General features: G+C 74.4%; 11 protein-coding genes. 8 read left to right on the top strand and 3 right to left on the bottom strand.

Annotation, left to right across the window (positions count from 1 at the left end):
• The first annotated feature begins 10 nt into the window (after positions 1-10).
• The 6 genes from ACIQ5Y_RS00750 to ACIQ5Y_RS00725 all read left to right on the top strand — a co-directional run bounded on the left by ACIQ5Y_RS00750 (position 11) and on the right by ACIQ5Y_RS00725 (position 11,459).
• Entirely contained in the window at positions 11-235 is a 225-nt protein-coding gene (locus tag ACIQ5Y_RS00750; RefSeq protein WP_365266837.1) for an MbtH family protein, read from the top strand.
• Positions 228-2,021, top strand: coding sequence for a condensation domain-containing protein (locus tag ACIQ5Y_RS00745; protein WP_403873410.1), 1,794 nt, complete (start codon positions 228-230; stop codon positions 2,019-2,021). Before ACIQ5Y_RS00750 ends, ACIQ5Y_RS00745 begins: the two co-directional genes overlap by 8 nt.
• Entirely contained in the window at positions 2,018-5,227 is a 3,210-nt protein-coding gene (locus ACIQ5Y_RS00740) for an amino acid adenylation domain-containing protein (RefSeq protein ID WP_403873407.1), read from the top strand. The genes ACIQ5Y_RS00745 and ACIQ5Y_RS00740 overlap by 4 nt, the downstream gene beginning before the upstream one ends.
• A 19-nt stretch (positions 5,228-5,246) precedes the next feature.
• Entirely contained in the window at positions 5,247-8,492 is a 3,246-nt protein-coding gene (locus tag ACIQ5Y_RS00735; protein ID WP_403873405.1) for an amino acid adenylation domain-containing protein, read from the top strand.
• A 67-nt stretch (positions 8,493-8,559) separates the two neighbouring features.
• A complete protein-coding gene (locus ACIQ5Y_RS00730) occupies positions 8,560-10,098 on the top strand; it encodes an amino acid adenylation domain-containing protein (protein WP_403873402.1) in 1,539 nt (512 codons plus the stop codon).
• A gap of 47 nt (positions 10,099-10,145) precedes the next feature.
• Positions 10,146-11,459, top strand: coding sequence for an MFS transporter (locus ACIQ5Y_RS00725; protein WP_403873400.1), 1,314 nt, complete (start codon positions 10,146-10,148; stop codon positions 11,457-11,459).
• Here ACIQ5Y_RS00725 and ACIQ5Y_RS00720 read toward each other — a convergent pair.
• The gene (locus ACIQ5Y_RS00720) at positions 11,453-11,680 is read right to left on the bottom strand and encodes a response regulator transcription factor (protein WP_403873397.1); all 228 of its coding nucleotides are present in this window, start codon (positions 11,678-11,680) and stop codon (positions 11,453-11,455) included. The two genes, ACIQ5Y_RS00725 and ACIQ5Y_RS00720, sit on opposite strands and share 7 nt — an antisense overlap.
• A gap of 245 nt (positions 11,681-11,925) precedes the next feature.
• On the opposite strand from ACIQ5Y_RS00720, the gene ACIQ5Y_RS00715 reads away from it, so the two are divergent.
• Together ACIQ5Y_RS00715 and ACIQ5Y_RS00710 are read left to right on the top strand one after the other, a co-directional pair.
• Positions 11,926-12,960: a response regulator transcription factor gene (locus ACIQ5Y_RS00715; protein ID WP_403873394.1), complete on the top strand. Its 1,035-nt coding sequence runs from the start codon at positions 11,926-11,928 to the stop codon at positions 12,958-12,960.
• A gap of 96 nt (positions 12,961-13,056) precedes the next feature.
• Positions 13,057-13,650, top strand: a complete 594-nt coding sequence (locus tag ACIQ5Y_RS00710; RefSeq protein WP_403873391.1) for a hypothetical protein — start codon at positions 13,057-13,059, stop codon at positions 13,648-13,650.
• Positions 13,651-13,736: 86 nt separating this feature from the next.
• Here ACIQ5Y_RS00710 and ACIQ5Y_RS00705 read toward each other — a convergent pair whose 3' ends face one another.
• Together ACIQ5Y_RS00705 and ACIQ5Y_RS00700 are read right to left on the bottom strand one after the other, a co-directional pair.
• Complete coding sequence (locus tag ACIQ5Y_RS00705) at positions 13,737-13,988, bottom strand: hypothetical protein (protein ID WP_403873388.1); 252 nt, start codon at positions 13,986-13,988, stop codon at positions 13,737-13,739.
• Between the two features lie 175 nt (positions 13,989-14,163).
• Positions 14,164-15,501 (bottom strand): MFS transporter, encoded by a 1,338-nt coding sequence (locus ACIQ5Y_RS00700; protein ID WP_403873385.1) that lies wholly within the window; start codon positions 15,499-15,501, stop codon positions 14,164-14,166.
• Positions 15,502-15,536 lie beyond the last annotated feature (35 nt).

The following is a 15,536-nucleotide window of genomic DNA, read 5'->3' as shown; positions in this document are numbered from 1 at the left end:
GCGAACCGCCATGAGCAACCCCTTCGAGAACGACAACGCCTCCTACGTCGTGGTCCGCAACGACGAGCTCCAGCACTCCCTGTGGCCCGCGACCAACCCCGTCCCGGCCGGCTGGACCGTCGTGCACGGCCCCGACGGCCGCCAGGCCTGCCTGGACCACGTCGAGCGGGTCTGGACCGACATGCGCCCCGCCTCCCTGGTGGCCGCCCTCGCCGGGAACGCGCCCCGTGGCTGAGCCCGCCCACCGCACCGAGCAGTCGGCCGGACCCGACCCCGTACGGACCCTGCGCACCCTCATCGCCGAGGTCCTCGGCCGCGCCGAGGTCGACGCGGGCCACAGCTTCCCGGGGCTGGGCGGCGACAGCATCCAGGCCATCCAGGTCGTCAGCCGCGCCCGCGCGGCCGGCCTGGTCGTCAGCACCCGCGACGTGCTCCGCGCGGAGAGCGTGAGCGCGCTCGCCGCCACCGCCCGAGCCCAGGGCCGGGAACGCGAGGACGCCGGACCGACCACGCCCCCGCGCCGCCTGGGCCCGCTGGCACCCACCCCCATCATGGGCTGGCTCGCCGAACTCGGCGGTCCCGTCGACACGTACAACCAGTCGCTCGTCCTGCGCACCCCGCCGGGCTTCGGGGCGGCCGCCGCCGAACGCACCGTGCAGGCACTCCTGGACACCCACGAGATGCTCCGCCTGCGGCTGCCCGACGGGATCGGGGCCACCGGCGCCGAACCGGTCGTACCACCCGCGGGCTCCGTCGCCGCGGCGGACCTGCTGGAGCACGTGGACGCCCGCGGGACCGGCGAGGCGGCACTCCCCGCCCTGACCCGGGAGCGGATGCGGGCCGCGCGCCGGCTGCTCTCGCCCCGCGACGGCCACATGCTGCGCGCCGTACTCCTGGACCGGGGCGCCGGACAGCAGGGACGGCTCGCGCTCGTCATCCACCACCTCGTGGTCGACGGCGTCTCCTGGCGGATCCTCCAGGACGACCTGCGCAGCTGCTGGACGGCCCTGGCCGAGGGCCGCGAACCCGTCCTGGAACCGGCGGCGACCCCCTTCGCGCACTGGGCCGACCTGCTGCGCGCGGAGGCCACCTCCGGCCGCCGGACCACCGAGGCCGACCGCTGGGCCGCCACCCTGCGCGAGGCCCCCCAGCCCCTGGCCGGGGTCAGCCCGCCCGGCGGCCTCGACCCGGAGAGCCCGGAGAACACCCTCACCCTGACCCTCGGGCCGGACGTGACGGGCCCTCTGCTCACCACCGCGCCCGGCCTCGTCAACGGAACCGTGAACGACGTGCTGCTGACCGCCCTGGCCCTCGCCGTGCTCGGCCGGCGCGGCGCCGACGGGGCGGACGGGGCGGACGAGGAGGGCGTCGTCCTCATCGACGTCGAGGGCCACGGCCGGGAGGACGTCGCCGACGGCACCGACCTCTCCCGCACCGTCGGCTGGTTCACCACCGTGTTCCCCGTCCGCCTCGCGCTGGGCCGCCCGGACCTCGACGAGGCCCGCGCGGGAGGACCCGAGGTCGGCGCCGCCCTGCGGCTGGTCAAGGAGGAACTGCGCGCCGTACCCGACAAGGGCATCGGCTTCGGGCTGCTGCGCCACCTCAACTCCCGTACCGGGGCCGATCTCGCCGCCCGCGGCATTCCCCAGATCGGCTTCAACTACCTCGGCCGGTTCCCGATGGGCGGCGACGCCCCCTGGGACGCCGCGCCCGGCCACGACTTCGCCCTCGACGACGCCGACGAAGGCCTCCCGATGGCCCACGCCGTGGAGGTCAACGCGGCCGCCCACGAAGGCCCGGACGGCCTCACCCTCAGCGCCACCTGGACCTGGGCGGGCAACGCCCTCCCCGGTCCGTGGGTCCACGACCTCGCGCGGGAGTGGTTCACCATGCTGCGCGCCGTCGTCACCCACGCCGCCCGCCCCGACGCCGGGGGGCTGACCCCCTCGGACGTCTCCCTCGCCCAGGTCAGCCAGGCCGACCTCGACACCTTCGAATCCCAGCTCGGAGCCCTGCTGTGATCCCTCTGTCCCACGCCCAACAGCGGCTGTGGTTCCACGCCCGGGACGGCGCCGACGGCGCGCTCTACCACATCCCCATCGGACTGCGGCTGCGCGGCGCCCTCGACCTCCCGGCCCTGCGCGGCGCGCTCGCGGACGTGAGCGGCCGCCACGAGGCGCTGCGCACCGTCTTCCCCGACGAGGCGGGCCGCCCCCACCAGCGGGTCCTGGACCCCGCGGACGCCGCCCCGGTGCTCACCGTCACCGACTGCCCGCCCACCGAACGCGCCCTGCGGGCCGTGGAGGCCTCGTCCCGGCCGTTCGACCTCAGTGTCGAACCACCGCTGCGCGCCGACCTGTTCACCGACGGCACCGAGGACCACTACCTGCTCCTGGTCCTGCACCACATCGCGGGCGACGGCCACTCCGTGAACATCCTCGTCCGCGACCTCGCCGCCGCCTATACCGCCCGCTGCGCCGGCCGGTCGCCCGAGTGGCCCGAACTGCCCGTCCAGTACCCGGACTACGCGCTGTGGCAGCGCGAACTCCTCGGCCCGGCCCAGGACCCCGCCTCCCTGCACGGCCGGCTGCTCACCCACTGGACGGCCGTCCTCGACGGCCTGCCCGAGGAACTGGCACTGCCCGCCGACCGGCCGCGCCCGGCCGTGGCCGGCCACCGGGGCGCGCTGGTGGAGGCACGGACCGACGCCGCCACCCACGCCGCGCTGGCCGCGCTGGCCCAAGGCGCCCGCGCCACCCCGTTCATGGCCGTCCAGGCCGCGTTCGCGGCCCTGCTCACCCGCCTAGGCTCCGGCACCGACCTGCCGCTGGGCTGCCCTGTCGACGGCCGGGACGACGAAGCGCTCACCGACCTCGTGGGCCTCTTCGTCAACACCCTGGTCGTGCGCGCCGACACCTCGGGCGACCCCACCTTCACGGAGGTACTGGGCCGGGTGCGCACCGCCGCCCTGGATGCGTACGCCCACCAGGAACTGCCCTTCGAATCGCTGGTCGAACGCCTCAACCCGGCCCGCTCGCCCGCCCGCCACCCGCTCTTCCAGGTCGCGGTCTCCGCCCAGCGCGGCGAGCCGCGGACCCCCGCCTTCGCGGGCCTGCGGGCCGAGGTGGAGGCGGTACGCACCGACACCGCCAAGTTCGACCTCACCCTGGAGGTGGAGGAGCTCCACGACCCGGCCACCAACCAACCCCTGGGCCTGTCCCTCGGACTGGAGTACGCGAGCGACCTGTTCGACGAGCCCACTGCCCGGCGGCTGCTGGACCGGCTCGTCCACCTCATCGGCGCCGTCGTCCGCGAGCCCGACGTCCCGCTGTCCGCACTCGACGTCCTGCTGCCCGGGGAGCGTGCCGACCTGCTGGAGCACTGGCAGGGCGCTCCCGTCGCCCCCGACGCCCGAACCGTCCACGGGGCCTTCGAGGAGCGGGCCGCCGCCCACCCCGGCCGCCCCGCCGTGCTCTGCGCCGGCCGGGAGACGACGTACGGCGAACTCGACGACCGCGCCGAGCGGATCGCCGGGCGGCTGCGGGCCCTCGGCGTCCGACCGGGCGAGTCGGTCGCCGTACTGATGGACCGCTCGCCCGACCTCGTCGCCGCCTGCCTGGGCATCCTCAAGGCGGGCGCCGCCTACCTGCCGTTGGACGCGCGCGCTCCGCGTGCCCGTACCGAGGCCGTGCTCACCGCGGCCGGGGCCGCCGTCCTCGTCACCGACGTTCCCGACGGGGAGCCCGTACCGGCTGGTCCGCGTCACGTACTGCGTCCGGACGGGGCCGTTGCCGACGCGGCCGCGGCCGCAGCGACGGCCGGGCCCCCCGGGCACGCCGACGCGCTGGCCTATCTGATGTACACCTCCGGCTCCACCGGCACCCCCAAGGGCGTGGCCGTCTCCCACCGCGAGGTCGTCGCCCTCGCCACCGACCGGCGCTGGCGCGGCGGCGCGCACGCACGGGTGCTGTTCCGCTCGCCGCACGCCTTCGACGCCTCCACCTACGAACTGTGGGTGCCGCTCCTGAACGGCGGCCTGGTCGTCGTCGCGCCGCCCGGCGAACTCGACGTCGACGCGCTGGCCCGGCTGATGGCAGAGGAGAAGGTCACCGGGACATTCCTCACCGCCACCCTCTTCAACGTCCTCGCCGACCGCTGCCTGCCCGCGCTCGGCACGCTGCACGAGGTGATGACCGGAGGCGAGGCCGCCTCGCCGTCCATGGTCCGCCGGGTCCGCGAGTCCTGCCCGCGCACCACCGTCACCAACGCCTACGGACCCACCGAGACCACCACCTTCGCGGCGACCTTCGCCGTCGGCCCGGGCCAGGAGGCCCCCGCCGGACAGGTCCCGATCGGCCGCCCCCTCGACGGTACGCGGCTGCACGTCCTGGACGAGCGGCTCGGCCTCGTGGCGCCCGGCGTCATCGGCGAGCTCTACATCGCGGGCGCCGGACTCGCACAGGGCTACCTAGGCCGGGCCGGGCTGACCGCCGAACGCTTCGTCGCCTGCCCGTACGGCCCCCCGGGCAGCCGGATGTACCGCACCGGCGACCTGGCCCGCTGGACCACCGACGGCCAGGTCGAGTACCTCGGCCGCGCCGACCGGCAGGTCAAGATCCGTGGACTGCGCATCGAACCCGCCGAGATCGAGCACGTCCTGGCCGGCCACCAGGCTGTGGGCCAGGCCGCCGTCACCGTCGTGGACACGGCCGCCGGTCCCGCGCTGGCGGGCTACGCCGTCCCCGCCGAGGGGACCCCCGCACCCGACCCGCGGGAACTGCGCGAGCACCTGCGCGCCCGGCTGCCCGACTACATGGTGCCCGCCACCCTCACCCTGCTCGACGCCTTCCCCGTGACCGCCAACGGCAAGACCGACCTGGCCGCCCTGCCCGTGCCGGGCCCGGCGACGACCGGCACCGCGGGGGCCCACCAGGAGCCGCGCACCGACGACGAGCGCGCCCTGTGCGCGATCTGGGAGCAGGTCCTGGGCGTGCCGCACATCGGCGTCCACGACAGCTTCTTCGACCTCGGCGGACACTCCCTGCTCGCCACCCGGCTGCTCGCCGAGGTCCGGGACCGGTTCGGCGCGGCCGTCGGCATCCGCCAGTTCTTCACCGGCCCCACCGTCGCCGAACTGGCCGCCGCCCTCCCCGCCGCCACGGCCGCCGGCGCCGGCGCCGAGGACCCGCCGATCGTTCGCCGGGCCCGCCGCACCCAGACCGCCTGACCACCGAAGGAACACCATCGTGAACCACCCGCCGTCCACCCCTGCCGCCGCACCCGCCGCCGCCCCGGCCCCCGCCGCCCGCTCCCTGGTCGAGGACGTCCTGCCACTGTCCCCGCTCCAGGACGGCATCCTCTTCCACGCCCTCTTCGACGAGGAGGAACGCGACGTCTACGTGGCCCAGCTGCTCCTCGACCTCGACGGCCCCCTCGACGCGGACCGGCTGCGCGCCGCCGCCGACACCGTCCTGGAGAGGCACGCCAACCTCCGCGCCGGCTTCCTGCCCCGCGCCACCGGCGAACCCGCCCAGGTCGTCCAGCGCGGCGTACGGGCCCCCTGGCAGGAGGTGGACCTGTCCGGGCTCGGCGAGACCGAGCGCACCGCCGCCGTCGACACCCTCCTCGCCGAGGACCGGGCCACCCGCTTCGACCTCGCCCGGCCGCCGCTGCTGCGCTTCACCCTCGTCCGCACCGGCCCGCTGTCCCACCGACTGCTGCTGACCTACCACCACATCGTGATGGACGGCTGGTCCTGGCCGGTCCTGGTCCGCGAACTCCTCGCCCTGCACCACGCCGACGACGCCGCGCTGGGACCCGTCACCCCCTACTCCGCCTTCCTGAGCCGGCTCCACAGCCGCGACACGGCCGCCGCCCAGAACGCCTGGACCCGCGCCCTGGACGGCCTGCCCGGCGGAACCCGTACCGCGCCCGTGTCCCCGCCGCCCGGCTCGGTGCTGCCCGACCGCGTGGAGACGTACCTTCCCGAGCCCCTCACCGAACGGCTCGGCGCCCTCGCCCGCGGCCACCGGATCACCTCCGGAACCCTGCTCCAGGGAGCGTGGGCACTCCTGCTCGGCCGGCAGATCCGCTCCGAGGACGTGGTCTTCGGCGCCATCGTCAGCGGCCGGGACCCCGAACTGCCCGGCGTCGCCGACATCGTGGGCCTGTGCATCAACACCGTGCCGGTCCGGGTACGCATCGACCCGACCGAGTCCCTCGTCGCGCTGTTCGAGCGGCTCCAGGACGAGCAGGCGCGCCTGATCGACCACCACCACCTGGGCCTGGTCGAGATCCAGCGGCTCGCGGGAGCGGGCCAGCTCTTCGACTCCTGCGTCGCCTTCCAGAACTACCCGGTCGACGCGGCCGGCCTCGCCGCCCTCGGCACGGGCGGGCTCCAGGTCACCGGAGTGGACCCGTACGACGCCGCCCACTACCCGCTCTCGTTGACCGCCATCCCCGGCGACCGGCTGCGGCTGCAGATCGACTACCGGCCGGACGTCTTCGAACGCGACACCGTCCAGGCCCTGATCGAACGCCTCGCCCGGCTCCTGGAAGCCGTCGCCCAGGACCCCTCGTGCCCGGTGGGCACCGTGGACCTGCTCTCGCCCGCCGAACGCCACCGCGTCCTGGTCGAATGGAACGACACGGCCCGCGACGAGGAGTACGCGGAGGTCGTCGAGCGCGTCCGGCAGCAGGCCGGGGTCCGCCCCGACGCCGTCGCCACCACCGACGACACCGGCCGCGAACTGAGCTACGCGGACCTCGTGGCCCGCGCCGACGCCCTTGCCCTGGCCCTGCTCGCCGACGGGGTGCGCCCCGGTGACCTGGTCGCCGTACTCAGCGAGCCCACCACCCGCGTCCCCGTCGCGATGCTCGGCATCCTCGGCTCGGGTGCGGCCTACGTCCCCCTCGACCCGGAGGGACCCGTCACCCGTACCGCCGACCTGCTGGCGAGCGGCGGGATCACCCGCCTGCTGGCCGCCCCCGAACAGCGGGCGCGTGCCGAGGAGATCGCCGCCGCAGTCCCCGGCGGGCTGCCCGTCCTGGTCATCGACGACGCGGCCGCCGCCCCGGGCGAGCGGCCGGCCCCGGCCGGCGGACCCGACGCCCTGGCCTACGTCTGCTTCACCTCCGGCTCCACCGGCAAGCCCAAGGGCGCCATGGTCCACCGCCGGGGCATGAACAACCACCTCCTGGCCAAGGTCGAGGACCTCGGTCTCGGCGACGGCGACCGCGTGGTGATGAACGCCCCGCTCACCTTCGACATCTCCGTATGGCAGATGCTCGCCCCGCTGATCACCGGCGGACAGGTCCACCTGGTCACCCGGGACACCGCCCGCGACCCGGCCGCCCTCTTCGAAGGCGCGGCCCGCCGGGGGATCACCGTCCTGGAGACCGTGCCCTCCTTCGTCCGCGCCGCCGTCGACCTGTGGGACACCGGCGTGCTGCCGCCGGCTCTGCCCGAGCTGCGCTGGTTCATCGTCAACGGCGAGGTGCTGCCGCCCGAACTGTGCACCCGCTGGTACGCGCGCCACCCGCAGGCCGCGATCGTCAACGCCTACGGCCTCACCGAGTGCTCCGACGACAACACGCACGCCTTCATCGGCCCCGACGTGCACGCCCAGCTGGAACACGGCCGGCTGCCCGTCGGACGCCCGCTGCGCAACAACTCCCTCTACCTGTTGGACGCCTCGCTCGCCCCCGTACCGCCCGGTGTGCCCGGCGAACTCTTCATCGGCGGCACGGGCGTGGGCCCCGGATACCTGCGCGACCCGCGCCGCTCCAGCGAGCGCTACGTCCCGGACCCGTTCTCCGCCGTGCCCGGCAGCCGCATGTACCGCACCGGCGACCTCGCCCGGATGCGGGCCGACGGCCAGCTCGACTTCCTCGGCCGCCAGGACCACCAGGTCAAGGTCCGCGGCAACCGCATCGAACTGGGCGAGGTGGAGACCGCGCTGCGCGCCGTGCCGGGCGTCGGCGAGGCCGTCGTCGCCGTCGACCGGGACCACGCGGGCCAGCAGCGGCTCATCTGCTACTTCACCGGTACGCCCACCGCCGACGAGGTCCGCACGGAACTGGGCCGCAACCTCCCGAACTACATGGTCCCGTCGCTGTTCCTGCACCTGCCGCGGTTCCCGCTCACGGTCAACGGCAAGCTCGACCGCAAGGCGCTCCCCGACCCGGCCACCGTGCACCGCCCGGCCGGACGGCTGCCCGCCACTCCCGCGGAGAAGACGCTCTGCGAGATCTTCGCCTCCGTCCTCGGCCTCCAGGAGGCCGGGATGGACGACGACTTCTTCGCCCACGGCGGCCACTCGCTCCTCGCCACCCGGCTGGCCGGCCGGATCGGCGCCGAACTCGGTGTACGGCTGAACATCCGCGATCTCTTCGAGACACCCACCCCCGCCGGCATCGCCGCGCGCCTCGCCGAGGCCACCACCACCCCCGCCCGTCCCGCGCTGCGCCCCCGCTCCCGCGACCAGGCCTGATCACGCCTGACCAGGCCTGACCGCGCCGCGAAGAGCCCCGACCGCACCCCCAGGAGACACCACCACCATGAGTCCGACCGAGACCACCCCCGTGCCCCTGCGCATCGCGCACCGGGCAGGGCTCACACCCGAGGCCACCGCGGTCCGCGCACCCGAGGGCGAACTGACGTACCGCCGGCTCGACCGGCGGGCGCGCGCGGTGGCCGAGGAGCTGCGCGCGGCCGGTGCCGGGCCGGAGGACACCGTGCTCCTGGGGGTGCGCCGCGGCGTCCACTGGGCGGTGGGGCTGCTGGGCATCTGGTACGCCGGCGCGGCCCCCCTCCTGGTGGACCTCGACGCCCCCGACGAGCGGCTGCGCACCCTGCTGCGGGCCGCCGGCACCCGGCACGCGGTCGCACCCGACACCCACGCCGCCGCGATGCTGCAACGCCGCACCGGGAGCGAACTGTTCTGGGCGTCCACCACGACCGCGGCCCCCACGTCGGCGGCCCCGCCCGCCGACGTCGCACCGGGGTCCCTCGCCTACGTGCTCTTCACCTCCGGATCCACCGGGCAGCCCAAGCCCGTGGCGGTCGGCCACGCCGGACTCGCCGCACAGGTCGCCACCCTGGCCGAACGGTACGGGCTGACCGACCGGGACGCGGTCCTGCAGTTCGCCGCCCCCGCCTTCGACGTCAGCCTGGAGGAGGCCCTGCCCACCTGGTGCACGGGCGGCGCGGCCGTCTTCGTCAAGGACAACGTCCTCTCGCCCGCCGAACTGGAGCCGTTCCTGGCCGCGGAGCGGATCAGCGTCGTCAACCTGCCCACCCCGTACTGGTCGCAGTGGGCCAGGGACCTGGAGCGCGCCCCCCGGCCGCTGCCGTCCGCACTGCGCCGCGTGGTGATCGGCAGCGACGCGGGCCGCACCGTGGACCTCACGCGCTGGGCGACGGCCGGTCACCCGCCGGTCATCAGCTGCTACGGGCTCACCGAGTCCACGATCACCGCCACCTCCTACGAGCCGGTACCGGCCGAACTCGCCGGCTTCACCGGCGACGAGCTGATCCCGCTCGGCGAACCCCTGGCCGGCGTACGGGCGTACGTCCTCGACGAGGAACTGCGCGAGGCACCCCCCGGCGCCGCGGGCGAGCTGTACCTGGCGGGTTCCTGCCTGGCGCGCGGCTACCACGGCCGGCCGGGCCTGACCTCCGAGCGGTTCGTCGCCGACCCCTTCGCCGACGCCCCGGGCGGGCGCATGTACCGCACGGGCGACCGGGTCACCCGCGCTCCCGGCGGCCCGCTCGTCTTCCTCGGGCGCGCCGACGACCAGGTCAAGATCCGCGGCCACCGCGTCGAACTGAAGGAGGTGGAGGCGGCCGTGGCCGCCCACCCCGACGTCGTGGACGTGGTCGTCCGCGCCGTCGCGGCGGCCGACGGACCGCAGCTCGCCGCCTGGGCCGTCGTCGCGGTCGGCAGCCCCCTCACGCCGGACGCGCTGCGCCGTCACCTCCTGGCCGAGATGCCCGGGTACCTCGTACCGGCCGTGGTGACACTGATGGAGCGGCTGCCCCGTACCCCGGGCGGCAAGCTCGACCCCAAGGCGCTCCCCGCGCCCGCCCTCCGATGAACCCGCACCCCGCGGACCCCGTCCGCGACCAGACAAGGAACGCACCCGTGTCCGTCACCACCGACGAGTCCACCGAGACCGGTCAGGCCGTGGAGCGCCGGCAGCGCAGGGACTTCCGTCTCTTCATGTCCTCGCACATCTGCAACGAGCTGGGCGGCAGCATCACGTACGTGGCCCTGCCTCTGATGGCGGTGCTCACCCTCGACGCCTCGGCGATGCAGGCGGGTCTGCTGTCCGCCGCGGAACACGCGGCGTTCCTGCTGCTGGGCCTGCCCGCCGGGGCCTGGGTGGACCGGATGCGCAAGCGCCACGTGATGATGGCCGCCGACCTCGCGCGCGCCCTCCTGCTGACGGCGCTGCCGGTGGCCTACCTGCTGGACCTGCATTCGATGCCACTGCTGTACGCGGTCGCCCTGCTGCTGGGCTGTGCCCGGCTGTTCGGCGACGTCGCCGATCAGAGCTATCTGCCGACCCTCATCGGCAAGAACACCCTGATCGCGGGCAACTCGAAGTTGGAGACCGTGCGTTCGGGGGCCGAGTTCGCCGGCCCCGGCATCGCCGGCTTCCTGGTGCAACTGCTCGGCGCGGCCGGGACGCTGGCCGGCCAGGCCGTCACCTCGCTGGTCTCCGTGGTCCTGCTGGGCCGGATCGAGGCCCGGGAGGAGAAGTCGGAACCGGCGCCGCGCCGGCATCTGCTGCGTGACATCCGAGAGGGGCTGAGCTATGTCCTGGGCCACCGGATCCTGCGGCTCATCGCCCTGAACACGGCCGCCGTGAACCTGTTCCTCAGCGCGGTGATGGCCATCGAGGTGCTCTTCCTGACCCGGACGGTGGGGCTGCCCCCCGCGGCCGTCGGCTGGGTGCTGACGACGGCCACGATCGGCTCGGTGCTGGCCGCGACCGCCGCGGACCGGGTGACCCGGGCCGTCGGCGCGGCCCGGCTCACGTGGCTGTCCCTGCTGGTGACCATGCCCTTCGGGCTACTGCTCCCGCTGGCCGACGAGGACTGGCGGATCGGCCTGTTCGTGCTCGGATCGCTCGTCCAGTCGGCCGGCGTCACCCTGTACAACATCTGCCAGGTCACCTACCGGCAAACGGTCTGCCCGCCGCACCTGCTCGGTCGGATGACCGCCACCATGCGCTTCCTGGTGTGGGGCGTACTGCCCCTGAGCGGCCTGCTGGCGGGACTCCTCGGTGAACTCCTGGGCGTGCGGGACGCGCTGTGGGCGTGCGCCGCGGCCCTGTCGGCGGCCCCGCTGGTCCTGCTCTGCTCCCCGCTGCGGCGGATGCGCACGTTCGAGGACGATGCCCCGGTGGTCGGGGCCGAGGTCGAGGCCACGGGCACGCGGTCGGCTCAGTAGCCCATCCGGAAGGCGATGTGGGTGAGCTGGGTCCGGTTCGCCGCGCCGGTCTTGCTGCGCAGCCGGCGCAGGTAGGTGTCGACCGTGTGCGGGCTCAGCCCCATCCGGCACGCGATCATCCGGTAGGTGTCCCCTTGCGCGAGGTAGGCGAGGACCTCCTGCTCGCGGGGGGTCAGGGTGGGCAGCTCCGCCGCGCGGGCGGTGAGCGTGGTGTGCAGCATGTGGGGCTCCGGATTCCGGATCGAAGGAGAAGGGCAGCGGCGGGGCTCGGCACCCCCGGTGGCGGTGTGATCACTTTGGGCGTGATCGCACCGTTTCGGACGTTCGGGGCCTGAAGTGGCCGGACACCCGCTGCTGTTCGTGGGGCCCAGCCTTTCGTCCTGCTTATCCTGGCGCCAGGGGGCGGGCACCTCACCAAAGTGCCTGGCAGTAAAGCGACCAGGGGCGAAAAAGGCAAAGTGGGGCAATGCAGACATCTGACGTGATGCCGGATCCGAACAACGCCGATGTTGACATCGATGTCTACGGCTGGGTGCTCGAACACCGCACGGTCGACGTGGACGCGGTGGCCGCCGGTACGGGGCGCGAGGCGGACGAGGTCCGGCGCAGTGTGTCCCGCCTGCGCGCCTCACGCCTGCTGCACGTGAGCCCGAGCGACCCGACGGTCGCCTTCGCGGTGGCCCCGGACACGGCCGCCGAGCAACTCGTCGCGCCTCTGGAGGCGCAGATCCGCGACCAGCAGCGGGCGATCAGCGGGATCCGCGAGGACCTGGGTCGCTTCCTGCCGCACTATCTGGGCCGCCGCTCCACGGGGGAGTCGCTGGAGGTCCTGGAGAGCCTGGAGGACGTGCGCGGGGCGCTCAACCGGGCCTCCCTCAACTGCACGACCGAGATGATCAGCTCGCAGCCCGGGGGCGGCAGCAGGGTGCCGGAGGCGATGCAGGAGGCGCTGCGGCGGGACGAGACGATGCTCCAGCGGGGGATCTCGATCCGGACCCTTTACCACCACACGGCCCGCTTCAACGGGCCGAGTCAGGCCTACGTCGCGGCCACGTCCGTACTGGGGGCGCAGTACCGCACCGCGCACGAACTGTTCGGCCGGCTCATCGCCTTCGACCGGGAACTGGCTTTCATACCCGTCTCCGACGGCAGTTGGGGCGCCGTGGTGATCCGCGAGCCGTCGACCGTCGACTACCTGTGCAACATCTTCGACCAGACCTGGGACCTGGCCTCCCCGTTCTCGGCCGCCGCGGGGCAGGGGCTCGAGGAGGTGGCCCGGGAGATCCACGAGACGATCATCCGGCTGCTCGCGGCGGGGCTGAAGGACGAGGCCATCGCCCGTCGCCTGGGCATGTCGCTGCGCACCGCCCGGCGCCACATCGCCGACATCATGCAGGAGCTGGGTGCGGGCAGCCGCTTCCAGGCCGGTGTGGCCGCCGCCGCGCGCGGACTGCTGGACCTCGGGGGCGAGGAGGACGGCGAACCGGTACAGCCTTCCTGACCTGGTGTCACGCGTTTTCGTGTCTGTCGCGGTCGGCGGGCGTGTCGCATGCTGCTGGGATGGGAGCTGTGGAGCCGCCGAACAAGAGGGGCACGTATGGACATGCCGGATGAAGCCTGGGAACGGGAGGCCCCGCACCTGCGGGAGATCGTCCTGTTCCTCTCGGTCCACCTGGACCGGGCGCCGGGTGTGTTGTGGCCCGAGTACGACAACCCGGCGTTCGGTGACGTCGACGACATCGACGACATCGACGACGGTGACGACGGCGACGACACTGCCGACGCCGAAGAAGTCGACGAGGTCGAGGGCGCGGACTCCACCGGGGCGGGATCGGCGGGCGGCGATGTGTGCCCGGCGCAGGTGGACCGGTTCACCGCCGAACTGGCCTCGCTGACGGGTCTGTCCGTGCGGCTGGACCGGGTGGAGACGGCCGTGGCCGCCCCGGGCCTCGGTGTGGACGCGGCCTGGACTGGGCAGCCCGGGGGCCGGGAGCACCTGCTGATCCACCAGATCGCCGGGGCCGTGACCTGGCAGCTGACCGGGACCGGCGAGAGCGGCCGGCCGGAGTCCTTCCAGTGCCGGCTGCTGCCCGGCGAACTGCTGTACGTACCGGCCGGCTGGTCACGTCGCCGCGTCGACGCACCGCGGGCCCGGTATGCGGTCATCTGCCTCGGGAGCAAGCGCGATTGACGGCACGGGAGGTGAAAGGGGGGAGGGAGGATCGCGACGCGATCCTCCCTCCCCCCTTTTCTGCCGGCCCTCACGGGCCGATGCGATCAGCCGCCCCAGGAGCTGTCGTTCGTGTCGCGCAGCCGGCCGTTCGTCGTGGCGACGACCGTGACCACCCGCCCGCTGGGCGTCACGATCTGACGCGGCGTCTGGGTGGTGGTGTTGGTGGTGTCCCCGCCCCCGGTGGTGGTCGTCACGGTGGTCGCGTCCGGAGCGCCGTCAGCGGCTTGGGCGGTGCCGGCGGGCAGCAGCAGCGCGGCCGCGGTCACGGACAGGGCGATGACGTAACGCTTGAGCATGGGTTCCCCAGGAGTGCGAGCGGTCTGGTCGTGGCGCGGTCCGCTTTGTGGGCCGTCCGCGCCGTTCGGTGCAGGACCAACCTTGCCGTGCGGAAGGCCCCTCGGTGATCGATCAGGCTGCTCATCAAGCTGCCTGGCGCGATGGTGAGGGGCCGCGAAAGCGCATGAACCCTGGCTATTCGGTCATGGTTCCCGCGCCTATGGGGGGCCGGGAGTCCTGCTCCCGCCGGGCCGGCGGCTCCGCGTGCTCCGCCGGGCCGCGGCTGTCGAGCTCCCGCCACACCGGGAAGACCAGCGGGGCCAGGGTGACCGTGAGGTACAGCGCCCCCGTCCCCAGCAGCGCCGCCACCAGACCCGAGGCGTCCAGGGCCAGCCCCGCGCCGAGCATGCCCAACGGGGTCGCCGCCAGCGCGGCGGCCATCAGCAGCCCGAACACCCGCCCCCGGACCGCCTCGGGCACCCGCTCGTAGGCGACCGACATCATCAGCGGGCCCACGATCCCCGACCCGATGCCGGACAGGGCCAGTACCGCCAGCAGCACCGCCGTCCGCGGCTCGGCGGCCAGCGCGGCGCACCGCACCGCCCCGACCAGGACGAAGGCCCCGACGAAGACCGCGCGCCGGGGCATCCGGTGGCCCGCCCAGCCGTACAGGGCCGCCCCGAGCAGCGCGCCGGCCCCCATCGCGGTCACCATGGCCCCGAACAGGGCGCTGCTGCGCAGCACCTGGGACCCGTACGCCGGATAGAGCACCCCGTTCAGCGCCCCGTCCAGGGCGTTCGTCAGCATCAGGACCCCCACCATCGCGCCCAGGAGCCGGTCGCTGCGCAACTGCCCCAGCCCGAAACGCAGCTCCCGGCCGTAGGAGCCGCGCGCCGGCACGTCGGCGCCGGCCGCCGGGAGGGGGCGGGCCGCCGCCGGCACCAGGGCCGCCACGAGGAGGGCGGCCAGCGCCATCGCCGCCATGTCCGCGTACAGGGTGTGTACGGGGCCGACGGCCGCGATGAGCAGACCGGCCAGCGGCGCCCCGGCCATCATGCCGGTCCGGCGGGCTCCCTCGACGGTTCCCGTGGCCCGCTCCGCGGTGACCCCGGCGCGCTCCATCGCCCCGGGCAGGAGCAGCTGCTTGGAGGTGTCGGACGGCCCGCGGGCGGCCCCGACGAGGAAGACCAGGACGACCAGGACGGGCAGGGGCAGGGCGTCCAAGGCGTGCAGGAGCGGGATCAGACTGATCGCGGCGGCCGTCAGCAGGTCCGCTCCGATGCTCGTCGCGCGCACGGGCAGCCGGTCGACGACCGGACCCGCGAGCACGGCGGAACACAGCAGGCCCAGTACCTCGGCGGTGGCGACGAGCCCCGTCCGGGTTCCGCTGCCGGTGTTGTGCAGGACGAACCAGGGCACGGCGACCAGGGTCGCCGCCATGCCGAGCGAGGAGATCCCGGAGACCGCGACCAGGGCGGCCAGCGGGGTGCGGCGGCGCGGTGACGCGGAGCCGCCGGGGTACGAGCGGGTCATGGGGGGTTCCTTCCGGCACCTGCCGCGCCGCCCGG

Source organism: Streptomyces sp. NPDC096339 (genome assembly GCF_044762985.1).
GTDB lineage: Bacteria > Actinomycetota > Actinomycetes > Streptomycetales > Streptomycetaceae > Streptomyces.
Note: the sequence above shows the minus strand (reverse complement) of the source record. Positions and strands in the feature narration are given on the sequence as shown.